Consider the following 15350-nt stretch of genomic DNA (forward strand, 5'->3'; position numbering starts at 1 on the left):
GCCGCGGCCGAATCTACTCGTTGCCATACTGCGCTGGTGGACGGGAAAGCGGAGCGGTTCGCCAGGATGCACGAGGAGCGCGCGGCCTTCGTGCTCGCCAACGCATGGGACGCGGGCAGCGCGATCATGCTGCACGCGGCGGGGTTCACCGCGCTCGGGACCACGAGCGGTGGGCTGGCGCTGCATCGGGGCCACCGGGACGCCGCGAACCTCGTCGGGCGCGCGGCCACCCTGGACAATCTGCGCGAGATCGTGGACGCGGTGCCCATCCCGGTCTCGGCAGATCTGGAGAACGGCTTCGGTGACCGGCCCGAGGAGGTGGCCGAGACCGTGGCGCTCGCCGCGCGGACCGGGGCGGCCGGTGGCTCGATCGAGGATGCCACCGGGCGCGCCGAGGACCCGCTGTACCCCTTCGGTCTCGCCGTCGAACGGGTCGCGGCGGCCGCGGAAACAGCCCGGGCGCACGGATTCGTGCTCACCGCGCGTGCAGAGAACTTTCTGCAGAGAAAATTCGGCATCGAGGAGACCATCGAACGCCTGCTCGCCTACCAGGAAGCGGGCGCCCACGTCGTCTACGCGCCCGGGCTGCCGGACACCGAGTCGATCGCCCAGGTCTGCGCGGCGGTCCGGGTCCCGGTGAACGTGCTCCCCGCGGGCGCAGCGGCACGCTGCACGGTCGCCGAGCTCGGCGCGCTCGGGGCGAGCCGGATCAGCCTCGGCTCGGCCCTTTCCCGTGCGGCCATGACGAGCGCATTCCGCGCGGCCCGCGGAATCCTGGAGACGGGTGAGCTCGCGCTGGACGCGTTCCCGATCGACGGCCTGCTCAGCGGCGGAACCGGTCAACCGCTCGCGTAATCCCGCTCGAGGCCGTCGAGCAGCCATTCCAGGGTGCGCGCGAAATCCTGTGGCGGTGGCGCGAGCCTGCCGGGGTCGTTCGCCCACGCGATGAAGTGCGGATGCACACCTTGCTCGGTGATCCGGTCGAGGTAGGGGCGGGCGAGATCGGCGAGCTGTCCCTCGCTCTGTACCCCGATCCGGGCCCGCATCGCCCGTTCCTCGAGCGCGGCGAGTCCGGTGCTGTACACCTGCCCGAACACGGTGCTGATGCAGCCCATCCTGGTCGCCGCGTCGAGCCCGAGTCCGTCGAGCTCGGCGAGGCAGTGGTCGTAGACCGCGAGTGCGTTGGGGCCGAGCGGCGGGCGGCTGAACGCGAGCCGGGCCCACCACGGATGCCTGCCGAGCGCCGCGCTCGCGGAATGCCCGAGCCCGCGCAGGCAGGTACGCCAACCCTGCCCGCGCGGTATCTCGAGTTGCCCGAACACCTCGTCGTTCATCAGGTCGGCGAGCCCGTCCTTGCTGCGCACATAGCGGTAAAGGGCCATCGGGCTGCGGGTGTCGATCCGGGTGGCGATCGCGCGCATGGTGACCTCGCCGCGCGGATCCTCGTCGGCGATCGCCATCGCGGCCGCCACGATCCGCTCCCGGGAGAGCTGCTCGCCGGCGCGGTCGGCGGGCTCGGTGAGCCAGATCAGCTCGCCGTCCCCTTGTGGTGTCGTCATTGACGGCATCGTAACTGGAATGTACAACGTACATCATGAATGTACAACGTACACAGACCGACGTGCTCGTGGTCGGTGGCGGACTGGTCGGGCTCACCGCGGCACTGGTACTGCGTCACCATGGGCTCGCGGTCACCCTGTTCGAACGCCGCACCGGAGCCTCCTCGCAGCCGAAGGCGCGCCGGGTGAACATGCGCACGATGGAGATCTTTCGCGAGCTCGGCCGCGCGGAACTGATCCGCGAAGCGGCGCGGGATCTGGCGGGCCATGACCGGATGGCCGCGGGCCGCACCCTCGCGGAGGCCGAGCTGCTTCCGTTGTGGCGCCCGGCGGACGACTCGGGAACCGCGATCGAACCCATTCTTGTGGAGCCAAGCCCCGAGCTGCCCTGCCTGATCGCGCAGGACCTGCTCGAACCGGTGCTGCGCGAGGCCGCGGTTCGGGACGGGGCGCGGGTGCGGTTCGGCACCGAGGTCGCCGGAGTCGTCCAGGACGCCGAATCGGTGACGGCCACGACCGATACCGGCGAACAGGTTCGGGCGCGCTATCTGATCGCGGCCGATGGCGCGCGCAGCCCGATTCGGGAGGCGCTGGGCATCACGCGCTCCGGGCAGGGCGTGCTCGGCGAGCCGAACGTGAACGTGTATTTCACCGCGGATCTGCGGGAGCTGGTGCGGGACAAGCCATTCAACCTCTGCCAGATCGAGCATCCGCAGGCCCGCGGCGGGCTCTGCTCGGTCGACGGGCGGTATCGCTGGGTGTTCATGGCCGCGGGCGGGGATACCGGGCGGGAGTGGCAGAGGGTGTTGGAGACCGCGATCGGCGCACCGCTTCCCGGCCTCGAGGTGCACAATGTCCTTGCCTGGCAAGCGGAAATGCGGGTGGCCGATCGGTATCGCGCGGGACGGGTCTTTCTGGCCGGGGATGCGGCGCACGTGATGCCGCCGTTCGCGGCGAGCGGGGCGAACACCGGGATCGCCGATGTGCACGATCTCGGCTGGCAGCTCGCCGCGGCCCTGCGCGGCAGGACCGGACCACTCGACGGTTACCACGCCGAACGGCATGCGGCGGGCTGGTTCACCGCCGAGCAGTCCAGCATCCGCACCGTCAACCTGCGCGACGGTGTACCGAGTGGTGAAGGGCTCGCGCATCCCTATGTCCTTGCCTGCGGCGGATTCCAGTATCCGCTTCCCGGGATCACCGAAACCGAGCCGATCACCGAATTCGCGCCCACCGGCCGGATCGGGACCCGGATTCCGCATCGCTGGCTCGCCGAGGGGCGCTCCACCCTCGACCTCGCCGGGCCGGACTGGGCCCTCGCGGTCGCGGGTTCGCCGATTCCCTGGCAGGACTGTGGTTTTCCGGTGCACCAGGCAGATGTCGATTTCCTCGAGCCCGGTGAGGCGGTGCTGCTGCGCCCGGACCAGGTCATCGCCTGGCGCGGTACCGATCCGCGACGGCTCACCGAACTTGCGGTCGCCGACGGTGTTTGCTTCACTACTGCGCAGTAATGCCCCCGCGATGAGGAGGCTCTTATGCGCCGGTTGCGGGCAGTCGCGCTCGGAATATCGTTCGCCTTACTCGGTTCGACGGCGGCCGCCGCGCCCAAAGTGCCGAGCGCGCCCGGGGTGGACACCAGCTATACGCAGATCACCGGCGCGGGCGGGGTGCGGCTCGGCGCGTTCGTGGTGACTCCGGAAAGCTCCGGCCCGCATCCGCTGATCGTCATGCCGGGCAGCTGGAGCGCGCCGAGCGCGGAGTATCTGCTCGGCGCGCAGCGGCTCGCGCGGTCCGGTGGGTACACGGTGATCAGCTATGCGGCACGCGGATTCGGCGACTCCGGAGGGCGGATCGAGGTCGCCGGTCCCGAGGATGTGACGGATGCGAGCTCGGTGATCGACTGGGCGGTGGAGCACCGCAGCATCGGCAGGATCGGGATGGCCGGGATCTCCTACGGTGCGGGCATCAGCCTGCTCACCGCGGCCGCGGACAAGCGGGTGCACGCGGTCGGCGCGCTGAGTGGCTGGGCGGATCTCGGGGAATCCTTGTATGCCGACAAGACCGTGAATGTGCAGGCGGCGGAGTCGTTGCTCGCGCTCGGTCGGCTCACCGGACGGCCCGGAACCGCGCTGAAGTTCATCGAGGACAACTACCGTAAGGGCGACCTGAACACGGCGCTCGAGCTCGCTCCGGAGCGCTCGGTCTCGACCAAGGTGGACCAGCTGGACAAGGGCAAACCGGCGATCCTGCTCGCGAACTCCTTCGAGGATGGGATTTTCCCGCCCGGGCAGTACGTGGACTTCTTCAACCGGCTGCACACCCCGAAGCGGCTGATGCTGCAGCCGGGCGAGCACGGAACCGGTGAAGCCACCGGCGCGCTCGGCCTGCCGAACGAGGTCTGGTCGAACCTGACCCGCTGGTTCGACCACTACCTGCGCGGGGCAGGCAACGGGATCGACACCGAGAGCCCCGTGCAACTCAAACCGGCCAAGCAGGACGCGTACCGCGGCTATGCCTCCTGGGCGGCGACGCAAGGTGCCCAGCACCGGCAATATCTGAGCGCCCAAGGGATCGGGGCGGCACCCGCGTCCTGGAGCGAACGCATCGAGGCGGGTGTGCCGTCCCCGGCGGACAGCGGCACCCTCATCCTCAGCGGCGCCCTGCTCGGCTACCTGAAGGCCCCGGTCACCGCGCCGATCCCCGCGGTGTCCCGGAACAACGCGGGAGTGTGGTCGGCTGCACCGGTCGCCACCGACACCCCGGTCACCGGAACACCGCGCCTCGCGGTCACCGCGACCCCGAGCACCAGGGACACGACGCTGTTCGCCTACCTCTACGACACCGACGCGCACGGCAACGGGCAGCTGATCACGCACGAACCCGTCACCATTCGCGGCGCCGAACCCGGTGCGCCGCAACGGATCGAGCTCGCGCTCGAGCCGATCTCCTGGACCGTCCCAGCCGGGCATCACCTCAGCCTCGTCGTGGACACCATGGACGGCCGGTACGCGAGCGCGGCCACCAAGGGCAGCACGGTCACGTTCGGTTCGAGCCCACAGCACCCGGCCACGCTCACCTACTGAGCAGATAGCGGCCGGTCAGCGAGTTCGCGCAGTCGGCCACCGCGCGCGGGGTTCCGGTCGCCACGACCGTTCCGCCCTGCGCACCCGCACCCGGCCCGAGGTCGATGATCCAGTCGGCGCGCGCGATCACATCCAGGTTGTGCTCGATGACGATGACACTGGAACCCGCATCGAGCAGCAGGGTGAACAGCGCGAGCAGGCGCGCGATATCGGCGCGGTGCAAACCGGTGGTCGGCTCGTCGAACACATAGCGCCGCGGTTGGCCGTCGAGTTCGTCGGCGATCGCCAGCCGCTGCGCCTCGCCCCCGGAGAAGGTGTTCAACGGCTGGCCGATCGGCAGATAGTCCAGCCCGACATCGGTCAGCCGCTCGGCGATCGCGCACACCTTGGGATCCGGGAACTGTTCGGTGATCTCGGCAGCCGTCAGCTCGTGCAACTCGCCGATGTTCTTGCCGTGCACCCGATAGCGCAGCACCTCCGCGGCGAATCGGCGGCCACCGCACTGTTCGCAGATGTTCGTGACGGGATCGAGGAAAGCCAGATCGGTGTAGACCACACCGAGGCCGGAACAGTTCGCACAGGCGCCCTTGGAGTTCGCCGAGAACAGCGCGGCTGAGACCCCGTGTTCGGCGGCGAAGATCGTGCGGATCCGGTCCAGCATTCCCGTGTAGCTGGCCATGTTCGACCGCCGGGAACGGTGCACGCCCAACTGGTCGACGAAGTTCGCTCCGGGCAGGTACTCGCGCAGCAGTGTGGATTTTCCGGAACCGGCCACCCCGGTGACCGCGGTGAGCACGCCGAGCGGGATGTCCACATCGATCGCGCGCAGATTGTGTTTCGCCGCCCCGCGAATGGCCACCCAGTCGAGCGGTTTCCGTGGTGAATCGTTGATTTCCGGGGCGCGCTGCAAGTGTTTCCCGGTCGGGCCAGTGGAATCGGTGAGCCCGGAAACCGGTCCCTGATACACCACCTGGCCGCCCGCGGATCCGTGCCCTGGCCCGATGTCCACCACATGGTCGGCTTGGGCGATGATGGCCGGATCGTGTTCTACGACGATGACGGTGTTCCCCTTGTCCCGCAGGGAACACAGCAGCTCACCGGCCGCGTGGATGTCGTGCGGATGCAGCCCGATGCTCGGCTCGTCGAAGATGCAGGTCATATCGGTGAGGCTGCTGCCGAGATGGCGCACCATCTTCACTCGCTGCGATTCGCCGCCGGACAGTGTCCCGGTCGCCCGGTCCATGCTCAGATAACCCAGTCCGATGGCGACGAGCCGGTCCACCTGCTCGATGGCCACCTCGAGAATCGGGGCGGCGACCGGGGATTCGATAGCGCGCAGGAACCGCGCGAGTTCGACCGCCTCGAGCCGGTAGCACTCGGCGAGGTTCATCCCGCCGACCCTGCTGGACAACGCGGCCGCGGACAGCCGGGCACCCTGGCACTGTTCGCACACCCCAAGGCGCACAACGGATTCGAAGGCGGCCCTGGTCTTCCCGGACAGCGATTCGGGATCCTTGGGCAACCAGATGCGTTCGAAGCGCTGCAGCAGGCCCTCGTACTTGGTCGGCACCGGACCGCCCTGACTGGGCAGCTGCACGGTGGCGTCCGCGCCGTACACGAACGCCTGCCATTCCTGTTCGGTGTAGCGCTCCAGCAGCTTGTCGTTGTCGAACAGCCCGGAATCGGCGAAGGTGCGCCACATCCAGCCGCCCACCCCGAAGGTCGGGAAAACGATCGCACCCTCGTTCAGCGAACGCGTCCGGTCCACGAGCCGGTCCAGATCCACGGTGCGCACCTCGCCGAGCCCCGAACAGCGCGGGCACATGCCTTCCGGATCGTTGAAGGAGAACAGGTTTGAGGCACCGAGGTACGGTTCACCCGCGCGGGACCACAACAGGCGCAGCAGCGCGGCGATATCGGTGATCGTGCCGACCGTGGAGCGCGAGTTCCCGGTGATCCGTTTCTGGTCGACCACGATCGCCGCGGACAGGTTCGTCAGCCGGTCCACGTCCGGACGGCCGTATTTCGGCAGCCGGTTGCGCACGAAGGTGCTGAAGGTCTCGCCGAGCTGACGCTGCGATTCGGCGGCGATCGTGTCGAAGACGAGCGAGGATTTGCCCGAACCGGAGACGCCGGTGACCACGGTGAGTTTCCGTTTCGGGATATCGACCGAGATATCGCGCAGGTTGTGCACCCGGGCCCCGCGTACCCGCAGGTATTCTGTCGTTTCGACCGCTGTCATGCCGGACACGCTATGCGGTCAACCGGCCAGTTTCCGGCCGCAATCGCGCGGAAAATCGTACGCCACAACGCGATCCTCTTCGGTTAATCTGCTCTGTGCTCGTTCACCGTCGAACGGAGTTGGGGATGACGACCAGGATCGCGCAGGACGCGGGCGTGACACGGCAGCAGTGGAAGTGGTCGGTACTCGCGGGGATGGCCTCCTATCTGGACGCGGGGTCCATCGTGGCACTCAGCGCGGGATTGACGCTGTATCAGGCGGAGCTGGGGCTTTCCTCGACCGCGGTCGGCGCGCTGGCCGCGATCGGGCCGAACGCGATCGGCGCGGCCATCGGCTCGGTGATCGGTGGCCGGCTCGGGGATCGCTTGGGACGCAAGCGGATCTACAAGTACGATCTGCTCGTCTACGCGGCGGGGATCGCCTGCATCGCGCTCGCGGTGAACCCGGCGATGTTGTTCGCGGGCACCTTCGTGGTGGGGCTCGCGGTCGGTGCCGATGTGCCGACCTCGCTGGCGCTTGTCGGGGAGTTCTCCCCATCGCGGGCGCGGGCGCGGCTCATCGGTCTGACCCAGATCGCCTGGTACAGCGGGCCGATCGTGGTGCTTGCGCTGTCCTATGCGCTTTCCGGGCTCGGGCTGCTCGGCGTGCGGATCGTGTTCGCCCAGCTGTTCGTGGCCGCGCTGATCACCTGGGCGCTGCGGCGCGGCATGTCGGAATCCGCGCGCTGGCAGGAAGCTTCGCGTGGCGGGGTCGCCCGGATCCGGGCGCTGTTTCGCGGCAAGACCCTGCGCGCGCTGTCCTGGACGAGCGTGATCTATCTGTTCTGGGGGCTGGCCGCGGGTACCTATGGGATCTTCACCCCGTACATGGTTTCTTCGCTCGGCGCGGGCAGTCAGGCGACCGGGGTGGCGTTGTCCGGGGCGGGGTTCCTGATCGGGCTGATCGCGATCGGCGCGCTGTTCATGCCGTTCGCCGACCGGGGGCACGTGATACGCCGCCGGTTGTGGCTGATCGGCAGCATCCTGCAGGTGGCCGCGTTCGTGCTGGTGCTCGTGCTGCCGTTCACGATCCCGGTGATCATCGCGAACATCCTGCTGTTCTACGTGGGCAGCGCGCTCGCCGGGGAAGCCTTCTACAAGGTGTTCAGCCAGGAGCTGTTCCGCACCGAACTCCGCGGCACCGCGCAGGGGTTCACCTTCGGCCTCGCCCGGCTGCTGCTCGGGGTGTGGAGCCTGTTCGTACCGGTACTCGGGTCCGGTGGATTCACCCCGGTGGCCGCCCTGTTGCTGGTTTTCCTGGTGATCTCCGGGATCGCGGGATTCGTGTTCATGCCGGACACGGCGGGGAAATCACTCGAGCGGATCGCCGAGGAACGGTCGGGTTAACCCAGCGTGCATTGACGAACGCGCTCCAGCACTCTAACCTACTCGCCGGTAACCAGCTCAGTGATGAGGTGATCGGCTTGTGGAAGAAGCTGCTCGCGGCCTGCACGGCCGCGGTCGCCGCGCTCGGCGTGTGTGCACTGCCTGCTGCGGCACAACAAGGCGATTTCTACACCCCACCGGATCCGGTGCCCGCGGGCCACAATGGCGATCTCCTCCGCAGCGAACCGATGAACACCCTGCCGCCGAGCGGGGCGAAAACCACGCGGCTGATGTACCACAGCACCGACGCCGCGGGGAAACCGATCGCGGTCACCGGAACGTATTTCGCGCCCAAAGCGCCGTGGAAGGGCAAGGGCGAGCGGCCACTCGTGGACCTCGCCGTCGGCACCATCGGCCAGGGGGATCAGTGTGCCCCCTCGAAGCTGTTCGAAAAGGGCATCAGCCTGGACGGACCGGGCGGGCCGATCGTGGAGTACGAGTGGCTGATGGTCGGCGCGATGCTCGCCAAGGGGTACGCCGTCGTGGTCACCGACTACGAAGGGCTCGGCACCCCGGGCACGCACACCTATGTGAACCGGGCGGATGAGGCGCACGCGGTGCTCGACGCGGCCCGCGCGGTGCAACGACTGCCGGAAAGCGGTATCGGCAAGGACAACCCGATCGGCATGTGGGGCTACTCGCAGGGCGGTGGCGCGGTGGCCGCGGCCGCGGAATCGGCGCGCGAGTACGCGCCGGAGCTGGCCATCAAGGGCACCTATGCCGGTGCGCCGCCCGCGGATCTGCGCGCGACGCTGAAGACCATCGACGGCACGATCCTCAGCGGTGCCATCGGCTACGCGCTGAACGGGTTCGAGGCGCAGTACCCGGAGATCAAACCCTTGGTGGACTCCGAAACCAACGCCAAGGGCAAGGAAATGCTCAATCGGGTCGGGCAGGAATGCGTTGTGGCCACCGGACTGAGCACCGGTTTCCAGAAGACCAAGGACTTCACGCGCACCGGGGAACCGCTGAGCGCGGTGCTCGACCGGTACCCGATCGCCAAGCAGATCCTGGACGAGCAGAAGATCGGCAACCGCGAACCGAACGCCCCGGTCATGCTGGCCTCCAACGTCAACGATGATCTGGTGCCCTATCCGCAGGTCGCGCAGCTCGCCAAGGACTGGAAGGCCAAGGGTGCCTCGGTGAAACTGGAGTCCGAACCGCTGCCGCCACTGTTCCCGGGCACCGCGCTCGGGCACATCGCCCCGTGGGTGATCGGTTCCCCGGTCGCGCTCGACTGGCTGGGCAAGCAGCTCACCGGATCAGGCGGGGCGGAGTAGCTCGCCGCGCAGGCTCCCGCGCATCGTGCGGACCGCGACCACCGCCCAGGCGAACACCAGGAACACGTACAGCACAAGGGAAGCGTCGGCGAACAGCCCGGCGCCGGTGCGGGCGGCCAGTGCGCTCGAGCCGGTGACACAGGTGCCGACCGGGAAGGTGAAGGCCCACCAGGTCAGCGCGAACGGCATACCGGAACGGAGGGTGCGGATCGTGACGGCGGCGGCGATCACCAGCCACAGCATGGCGAAGCCCCAGACCGGGATGCCGTAGAACCAGCCGAACACCTCGGCGGCCTTGCCATAGGGCGCGGGCAAGGCCGCCGGGGCTGCCTTGCCGAGCAGGTTCGCCGCGGTGACCGACTGGCCGAGCGGGCCGAGCACGATCCACATGGTCGGTACCGCCGTGGCCGCGGTCGTCTTGTGGTGCACCAGTTTCTGCCAGATCTGCGGGATCAGGCACAGGGTGGCGAACAGGCTGATGCCGAACATCGCGTAGCAGCCGAGCGTCATCGTGGTGCGCAGCCCCGGATCCGCGATGTGCGGGATGAGCGCAGCCCCGTTCGCCGCGGAGACCATCGGCGGGACCACCGGCATCAGCCAGCCGCCGAACGCGGCATCGGGCGCGATCCGGTGCGAGGTCATCATCTTGTACGGGATCCAGGCCGCGGTGAACAGGCCGAACACGGTGCCCGCGGTCCAGAGCACGTAGTCGATGGTCAGTCCAGCGGAAGTGCCGAGGATGCCGCTGCCGATCGAGAGCGCGCCCGCGCCGACGGTCATCAGCGCCATCGGCGGGGCGCCCCAGAACTGTGCGGCGACCGGATTCGCCGCATGCCCGCGCGCCCGGTCGGTGTGCCGCACCCAGTGCACGACGGTCGCGAACAGCAGCGCGAGCAGCATGACCGTGGCGAACACCCACACCACGGTCGCCGGAACCCGCAGGGCCGCATTCCAGTGCGGAAGCGTGGCCGCCGCGTTCGCCACGATCCCGGTGCCCATGATCGAGGCGTACCAATTGGGCCCGATATTGGCGAACAGTTCGCGTGGGCGACCGAGTTCACGGAACAGGACCGGTTCCGGCGGCGTGCGTTCGGCGAGAGAGGTCATGCGAGGCGGTCCTTCCGGAGCATCGCAGCGAGCGCCAGCGAGCGAATCTGCGAAGGCGCCGATCGAGTGAGGATACGAGGGAGCGCTAGCGACTGAGGCCCGGAGCGAGTGAGAAGTCGAGCCAACGTCGGAGCGCACGGAGGGCCGCATCGGGTCAACAGGGTCATGCTTCAAGGGTTGCCGCGTGGCGGGCACCCCGGTAGACGGTTCCGCACTCGACATCCATAATCTGTGGTTATGACTGAGCCACTTCCGCCACGGGTGGCGGACCTGACCGGATACGACCTCCTGTTGTCCCTGGCCAGGCTCGGCAGTATCGGGGCGGCGGCGCGCGCCCACGGGATCTCCCAGCCCGCGGCGAGTGCGCGGATCCGCCGGCTCGAGGCGCAGCTCGGGGTGCCGCTGGTGGAACGCACCGCGCGCGGTTCGAACCTGACCGCGCGCGGCGGGCTGGTCGTCGACTGGGCCCGGCCGGTGATCGCCGCGGCCGCCGATCTGGAGGCGGGAATCGCCGCGCTGCGCGATGAACACGACACCCACCTGCGGGTCGCGGCGAGCCTCACGGTGGCCGAGTACCTGTTGCCCGGCTGGCTGCTCCGGTTGCGTGCGCGGCATCCGGGCACCGCGGTCGCACTGGTCTCGGCGAACTCCTCCGGGGTGATCGAGGCGGTGCAGTCCGGTTCGGTGGAGCTCGGTTTCGTGGAGGGGCGCTCGGTGCCCTCCGGGCTGCGTTCGCGCACCGTGGCCCGCGATGAGCTGGTGCTGGTCGTGGCGCCCGGTCACCCGTGGGCACGGCGGCGCGGCGTGGAGGGTGCCCGGCTCGCCGCGACTGCGCTGGTCACCAGGGAACGCGGATCGGGAACCCGGGAGGTGCTGGCCGGGGCACTGCGCGCGGGCGGGGTGGACGCGCTCGCCGAACCGTTGCTCGAACTGTCCTCGACCACCGCGATCAAATCCTCGGTGGCCGCGGGGGCGGGTCCCGCGGTGCTGTCCGCCCGCACCGTCGCCGGTGAACTACAGGCGGGAACCTTGGTCCGGGTCCCCGTCGCCGGGGTGGACCTGACCCGCCCGCTGCGCGCGATCTGGCCCGCCGGGCAGACCCCGCGCGGTCCGGCGCGTGATCTGCTCGCGATCGCCGAACGGGAACGCTGATTCCGTTCGGTGGGCTGGTTCCGTTGTACCGGAAGGACATGTCCCGTCCGGCGCCGGAACTGGGCACCTCGCAGACCGCCATGCACGGCCGCTACCACCTCGAGCAGGTGCGCCCGCACGCTGTCCGCGCCCGGCACACTGGCCGGTCAACGCGGCGGCCAGGCGCGGCTCATGGCGCGGAACACCGGATCGAGCACTTCGGCGGGGCGCAGGAAGACGTCGACCCGCTCGATCGTGTTTCCGTCGAAGGTGAGGATTTCGCTTGCCTCGACCGTGGTTCCGTCGAGCTGCGCGTGCCAGAGCAGTGCGGCCCGTGGCGCCTCGCCGAGCACCGTGTCCACGGCGAGCCGTTCGAACACCGCTGTCCGCGCGCGGTAGACCTGCCCGATCGCCTCGGCTTCCCACGTGCTGAACGGGCTGCGGAACACGATGTCCGTACCGAGCATGGCGAGCAGCCGCTCGGTGTCGTTGGCGGCCAGTGCCCTGGCGTACTCGTGCGCGCTCATCGTGTTCTCCCGGCGAGTGTTTCGCTAGCCTGTCGCATGAGTGCCGCGATGATCCGAGCGGCGGGCTCTGCGGTGTGCACCAGCCCGGCCGACTGGCCCGCGTACATGGCGAGTGCCTCGAGCTCCCCGTGCGCGCCCGCGGTCGGGATCATGTCCGCGTAGCGCAGATGTTCGCGGCCCGCCCGATCCACCGCGACCACGGTCCCCGCGCCCGGCCGCTGTTCCCCTGCGGGGCATCCGGCGCGCCGCCATTCCGTGACGGTGGAATTGCGCAGGGCCCGGTGCGCCGCGGCGGGCCAGCCGCCGTCGAAACAGTGGGTGTGCACGGTATCGGTCACTGCTGCGGCGCGGATCCGTTCCCGGTACAGCGCATGGGTGTCCGCCTCGTGCGCGGTGAGGAACCGGGTGCCGAGCCAGCCTGCCTGCGCGCCGAGCATGAGTGCCGCGGCGAGTCCGCGACCGTCCCCGATCCCGCCCGCCGCGAGCACCGGCACCGCACCGGCCACGTCGGCCACGGCGGGGACCAGGGCCATGGTGCTCACTTCGCCGCGCACGTGCCCGCCCGCTTCCCAGCCCTGCGCCACGATCGCGTCGGCACCCGCGTCCACGGCGTGCCGTGCCTCCGCCACATCGCCGACCGTGTGCAGGTGCAGCGCCCCCGCGGCGTGCACGCGTTCGGTCAGTGGCGCCGGATCGCCCCAGAACGTGGAGATGACCGGAACCCCTTCGCCGAGGCAGACATCCAGCACCTCCTCGACCGGGAAGTCCAGCACCAGGTTCACCCCGAAGGTCCCGTCGGTCAGCTGCCGCACCCGCCGGATCCTGCGCCGCGCCTCGTTGCCGTTCACCCAGGTCAGGGCAAGCATGCCGAGTCCGCCCGCCGCGGTGACCGCCGCGGCCAGTTCCGGGGAGGCCGCCGAACCGATCGGGGCCTGCACGACCGGTTCCCGGATCCCGAGCAGTGCGCAGACCGGTGTATCGAGCTCACTCATGCGTATCACCGTGTTTCGGAAATCGAAGCAGCAGGCCGCGATGTTAGCGTGTCTGAATCCGAAGCAGCAACCGAGCGAGGTGTGATCCCTTCGGTGACGACGCCGCAGCCAGGCAAGCCGGTACGTGGATCCACGACCGGCCGCCCGCTCATGGCCGCGCTCGACCTGTTCGGCCGCCGCTGGGCGCTGCGCATCATCTGGGAGCTGCGCGAGGGTGAGCTCGGCTTCCGCCCATTGCAGGCGCGCTGTGACGGAATGTCCTCGAGCGTGCTGCGCCAGCGGCTTACCGAACTGCTCGAGGCCGGGCTGATCCATCAGCTACCGGACAGCCGCTACCGGCTCACCGAACTCGGCGATGCGGCCTATCAGGCGCTGTCCCCGCTCGTGGACTGGGCGGACCGCTGGGCGCGCGAGCTGTCCTAGTCGGTTTCGTGCGGGCCACTCCCGGGAAGTTCAGTCGGCTCGTCCTGGATCGATCGGTCCAAAATAAGGTAGGCTCGGGACATGACCGACACCGCGAACCGCTCTTGCGCCCAGAACCCGGTTTCCGGGTTACCACTGCACGAGCTTGCGGGATTCACCCACCGTTGGGTCGATGCGGGAGGCGTCCGGATTCATGCCGTGGAAGGCGGCCGTCCGGCTGGGCCCGCCGTCGTTCTGCTCGCCGGATTCCCGCAGACCTGGTGGGCCTGGCGCAAGGCGATGCCGGGACTCGTCGAGCGGTTCCGCGTCATCGCGATCGACCTGCCGGGGCAAGGCCACTCGGAACGCCCGCACGGCAGCTACGACACGCACACCGCCGCCGCGCACGTCCACGCCGCGGTGACCGCGCTCGACGTGCCGAGGTACTGGCTCGTCGCCCACGACATCGGAGCCTGGGTGGCCTTCTCGCTGGCCCTGAAATACGAGGACCACCTGCACGGTCTCGCCCTGCTCGACGCCGGGATCCCCGGAATCACCCTTCCGGACACCATCCCGACGGATCCCGATCGGGCCTGGAAGACCTGGCACTTCGCGTTCCACCTCGTGCCCGATCTCCCCGAGACGCTGCTCGCCGGTCGCGAAGGTGCCTACGTCGACTGGTTCCTGAAGGTCAAGGCACTGTCCCCGCATACCTTCGAGCAAGCCGAGATCGACCACTATGCCGCCGCGATCGCGGCCGAGGGAGGTCTGCGCGCGTCGCTCGCCTACTACCGGGATGCCGCGGAATCGGCGCGGGAGAATCATGATGCCCTCGCGCGAGGGCACCTGAGCGTCCCGGTCATGGGAATCTCCAGCTCCCATGGCTCGATCCCCGATATGGCCGCTTCGCTGTGCCCCTGGGCGGACAATGTGTCGGGCGCAGTCATCCCGGACGCCGGGCACTTCATTCCCGATGAGCAGCCCGGCGCACTCGTGGACGCGCTGACCGCGTTCATCGATCGCGAAGCCGTGGGGTAGCCAGGGCGGCCCACTGCCGGGGGGAATCGGTGACTCGAACTCTAATTCTCCAGCAGCCGGCGTGGACCCGGTCCGTGGTCGGCGAGGGTGTCGTAGGGATTGGCGAGCTTGCAGCTGCCGATGGAAAGGCAGCCGCAGCCGATGCATTCGGTGAACTCATCGCGCAGCTGCTGCAGCCGGTGAATGCGCTCGTCGATCTCGTTCTGGTACAGGCGGGTGACGCGTTTCCAGTCGGCGCGCGAGGGTGCGTGATCGTTGGGCAGCTGGGAAAGGTACTCGGCGATGCTCGCCAGCGGTACCCCGACGCGCTGGGCGATGCGGATGAACGCGATGCGGCGCAGGGTTTCCCGGGGATAGCGGCGCTGATTTCCGGAGGTTCGCCTGCTGTGGATCAGATTCTGCCGCTCGTAGAAATGCAGCGCGGAGATCGCCACCCCGCTGCGCTCCGAGACCTGGCCGACGCTGAGTTCCTTGGCGTCCCACGGAACCTGGTTCATCCGGCTCCCTCCTTCCTGAATAATACTTGAGGTTAGCCGATCGAAGCCGATGATGCCAAAGCATTGAC

At 69.0% G+C, this 15350-nt stretch carries 14 protein-coding genes; 8 read left to right on the plus strand and 6 right to left on the minus strand.

Annotated features, from left to right (window positions below):
• Positions 1–36 precede the first annotated feature (36 nt).
• The gene (locus A37U_RS45260) at positions 37–855 is read left to right on the plus strand and encodes an isocitrate lyase/PEP mutase family protein (protein WP_020499481.1); all 819 of its coding nucleotides are present in this window, start codon (positions 37–39) and stop codon (positions 853–855) included.
• On the opposite strand, the gene A37U_RS0125375 is transcribed toward A37U_RS45260, so the two are convergent.
• Positions 840–1559 carry a TetR/AcrR family transcriptional regulator C-terminal domain-containing protein gene (locus A37U_RS0125375; RefSeq protein ID WP_020499482.1) on the minus strand — a complete coding sequence of 240 codons (720 nt, stop codon included), beginning with the start codon at positions 1557–1559 and terminating at the stop codon, positions 840–842. The genes A37U_RS45260 and A37U_RS0125375 overlap by 16 nt on opposite strands.
• A 35-nt stretch (positions 1560–1594) precedes the next feature.
• Between A37U_RS0125375 and A37U_RS45265 the strand changes: the two genes are divergently transcribed.
• Both A37U_RS45265 and A37U_RS0125385 read left to right on the plus strand, forming a co-directional pair.
• Complete coding sequence (locus tag A37U_RS45265) at positions 1595–3070, plus strand: FAD-dependent oxidoreductase (protein WP_020499483.1); 1476 nt, start codon at positions 1595–1597, stop codon at positions 3068–3070.
• A gap of 24 nt (positions 3071–3094) precedes the next feature.
• Positions 3095–4642: a CocE/NonD family hydrolase gene (locus A37U_RS0125385; protein WP_020499484.1), complete on the plus strand. Its 1548-nt coding sequence runs from the start codon at positions 3095–3097 to the stop codon at positions 4640–4642.
• Here A37U_RS0125385 and A37U_RS0125390 read toward each other — a convergent pair.
• A complete protein-coding gene (locus A37U_RS0125390) occupies positions 4632–6884 on the minus strand; it encodes an excinuclease ABC subunit UvrA (RefSeq protein ID WP_020499485.1) in 2253 nt (750 codons plus the stop codon). The two genes, A37U_RS0125385 and A37U_RS0125390, sit on opposite strands and share 11 nt — an antisense overlap.
• Before the next feature lie 125 nt (positions 6885–7009).
• Here A37U_RS0125390 and A37U_RS0125395 point away from each other — a divergent pair, with 125 nt between their 5' ends.
• Together A37U_RS0125395 and A37U_RS0125400 are read left to right on the plus strand one after the other, a co-directional pair.
• The gene (locus A37U_RS0125395) at positions 7010–8269 is read left to right on the plus strand and encodes an MFS transporter (protein ID WP_020499486.1); all 1260 of its coding nucleotides are present in this window, start codon (positions 7010–7012) and stop codon (positions 8267–8269) included.
• Between the two features lie 11 nt (positions 8270–8280).
• Complete coding sequence (locus A37U_RS0125400; protein WP_020499487.1) at positions 8281–9588, plus strand: lipase family protein; 1308 nt, start codon at positions 8281–8283, stop codon at positions 9586–9588.
• Here the strand turns inward: A37U_RS0125400 and A37U_RS0125405 are convergent.
• Positions 9571–10695, minus strand: a complete 1125-nt coding sequence (locus A37U_RS0125405; RefSeq protein ID WP_020499488.1) for a TDT family transporter — start codon at positions 10693–10695, stop codon at positions 9571–9573. The two genes, A37U_RS0125400 and A37U_RS0125405, sit on opposite strands and share 18 nt — an antisense overlap.
• Before the next feature lie 237 nt (positions 10696–10932).
• Here A37U_RS0125405 and A37U_RS0125410 point away from each other — a divergent pair, with 237 nt between their 5' ends.
• Positions 10933–11847 (plus strand): LysR family transcriptional regulator, encoded by a 915-nt coding sequence (locus A37U_RS0125410; RefSeq protein ID WP_040588753.1) that lies wholly within the window; start codon positions 10933–10935, stop codon positions 11845–11847.
• Positions 11848–11993: 146 nt separating this feature from the next.
• Here the strand turns inward: A37U_RS0125410 and A37U_RS0125415 are convergent, their stop codons facing one another.
• Entirely contained in the window at positions 11994–12353 is a 360-nt protein-coding gene (locus tag A37U_RS0125415; protein ID WP_020499490.1) for a nuclear transport factor 2-like protein, read from the minus strand.
• Positions 12350–13345, minus strand: a complete 996-nt coding sequence (locus tag A37U_RS0125420) for an NAD(P)H-dependent flavin oxidoreductase (protein ID WP_020499491.1) — start codon at positions 13343–13345, stop codon at positions 12350–12352. Before A37U_RS0125420 ends, A37U_RS0125415 begins: the two co-directional genes overlap by 4 nt.
• A gap of 93 nt (positions 13346–13438) precedes the next feature.
• Between A37U_RS0125420 and A37U_RS0125430 the strand changes: the two genes are divergently transcribed.
• Together A37U_RS0125430 and A37U_RS0125435 are read left to right on the plus strand one after the other, a co-directional pair.
• Positions 13439–13768 (plus strand): winged helix-turn-helix transcriptional regulator, encoded by a 330-nt coding sequence (locus tag A37U_RS0125430; protein WP_240437673.1) that lies wholly within the window; start codon positions 13439–13441, stop codon positions 13766–13768.
• 81 nt (positions 13769–13849) lie between these two features.
• Entirely contained in the window at positions 13850–14785 is a 936-nt protein-coding gene (locus tag A37U_RS0125435) for an alpha/beta fold hydrolase (RefSeq protein WP_020499493.1), read from the plus strand.
• 41 nt (positions 14786–14826) lie between these two features.
• Here A37U_RS0125435 and soxR read toward each other — a convergent pair whose 3' ends face one another.
• On the minus strand, positions 14827–15282 hold the full coding sequence (gene soxR / locus A37U_RS0125440; RefSeq protein ID WP_020499494.1) for a redox-sensitive transcriptional activator SoxR: 456 nt from the start codon (positions 15280–15282) through the stop codon (positions 14827–14829).
• Positions 15283–15350 lie beyond the last annotated feature (68 nt).

This window comes from Sciscionella marina DSM 45152, assembly GCF_000379465.1.
Taxonomy (GTDB): domain Bacteria; phylum Actinomycetota; class Actinomycetes; order Mycobacteriales; family Pseudonocardiaceae; genus Sciscionella; species Sciscionella marina.

What these genes read in the sequence shown, in the direction of transcription:
- A37U_RS0125375 (WP_020499482.1), bottom strand. Translation starts at nt 1,559, where the DNA reads ATGACGACACCACAAGGGGACGGCGAGCTGATCTGGCTCACCGAGCCC.
- A37U_RS45265 (WP_020499483.1), top strand. Translation starts at nt 1,595, where the DNA reads ATGAATGTACAACGTACACAGACCGACGTGCTCGTGGTCGGTGGCGGA.
- A37U_RS0125385 (WP_020499484.1), top strand. Translation starts at nt 3,095, where the DNA reads ATGCGCCGGTTGCGGGCAGTCGCGCTCGGAATATCGTTCGCCTTACTC.
- A37U_RS0125390 (WP_020499485.1), bottom strand. Translation starts at nt 6,884, where the DNA reads ATGACAGCGGTCGAAACGACAGAATACCTGCGGGTACGCGGGGCCCGG.
- A37U_RS0125395 (WP_020499486.1), top strand. Translation starts at nt 7,010, where the DNA reads ATGACGACCAGGATCGCGCAGGACGCGGGCGTGACACGGCAGCAGTGG.
- A37U_RS0125405 (WP_020499488.1), bottom strand. Translation starts at nt 10,695, where the DNA reads ATGACCTCTCTCGCCGAACGCACGCCGCCGGAACCGGTCCTGTTCCGT.
- A37U_RS0125410 (WP_040588753.1), top strand. Translation starts at nt 10,933, where the DNA reads ATGACTGAGCCACTTCCGCCACGGGTGGCGGACCTGACCGGATACGAC.
- A37U_RS0125415 (WP_020499490.1), bottom strand. Translation starts at nt 12,353, where the DNA reads ATGAGCGCGCACGAGTACGCCAGGGCACTGGCCGCCAACGACACCGAG.
- A37U_RS0125420 (WP_020499491.1), bottom strand. Translation starts at nt 13,345, where the DNA reads ATGAGTGAGCTCGATACACCGGTCTGCGCACTGCTCGGGATCCGGGAA.
- A37U_RS0125435 (WP_020499493.1), top strand. Translation starts at nt 13,850, where the DNA reads ATGACCGACACCGCGAACCGCTCTTGCGCCCAGAACCCGGTTTCCGGG.
- soxR (WP_020499494.1), bottom strand. Translation starts at nt 15,282, where the DNA reads ATGAACCAGGTTCCGTGGGACGCCAAGGAACTCAGCGTCGGCCAGGTC.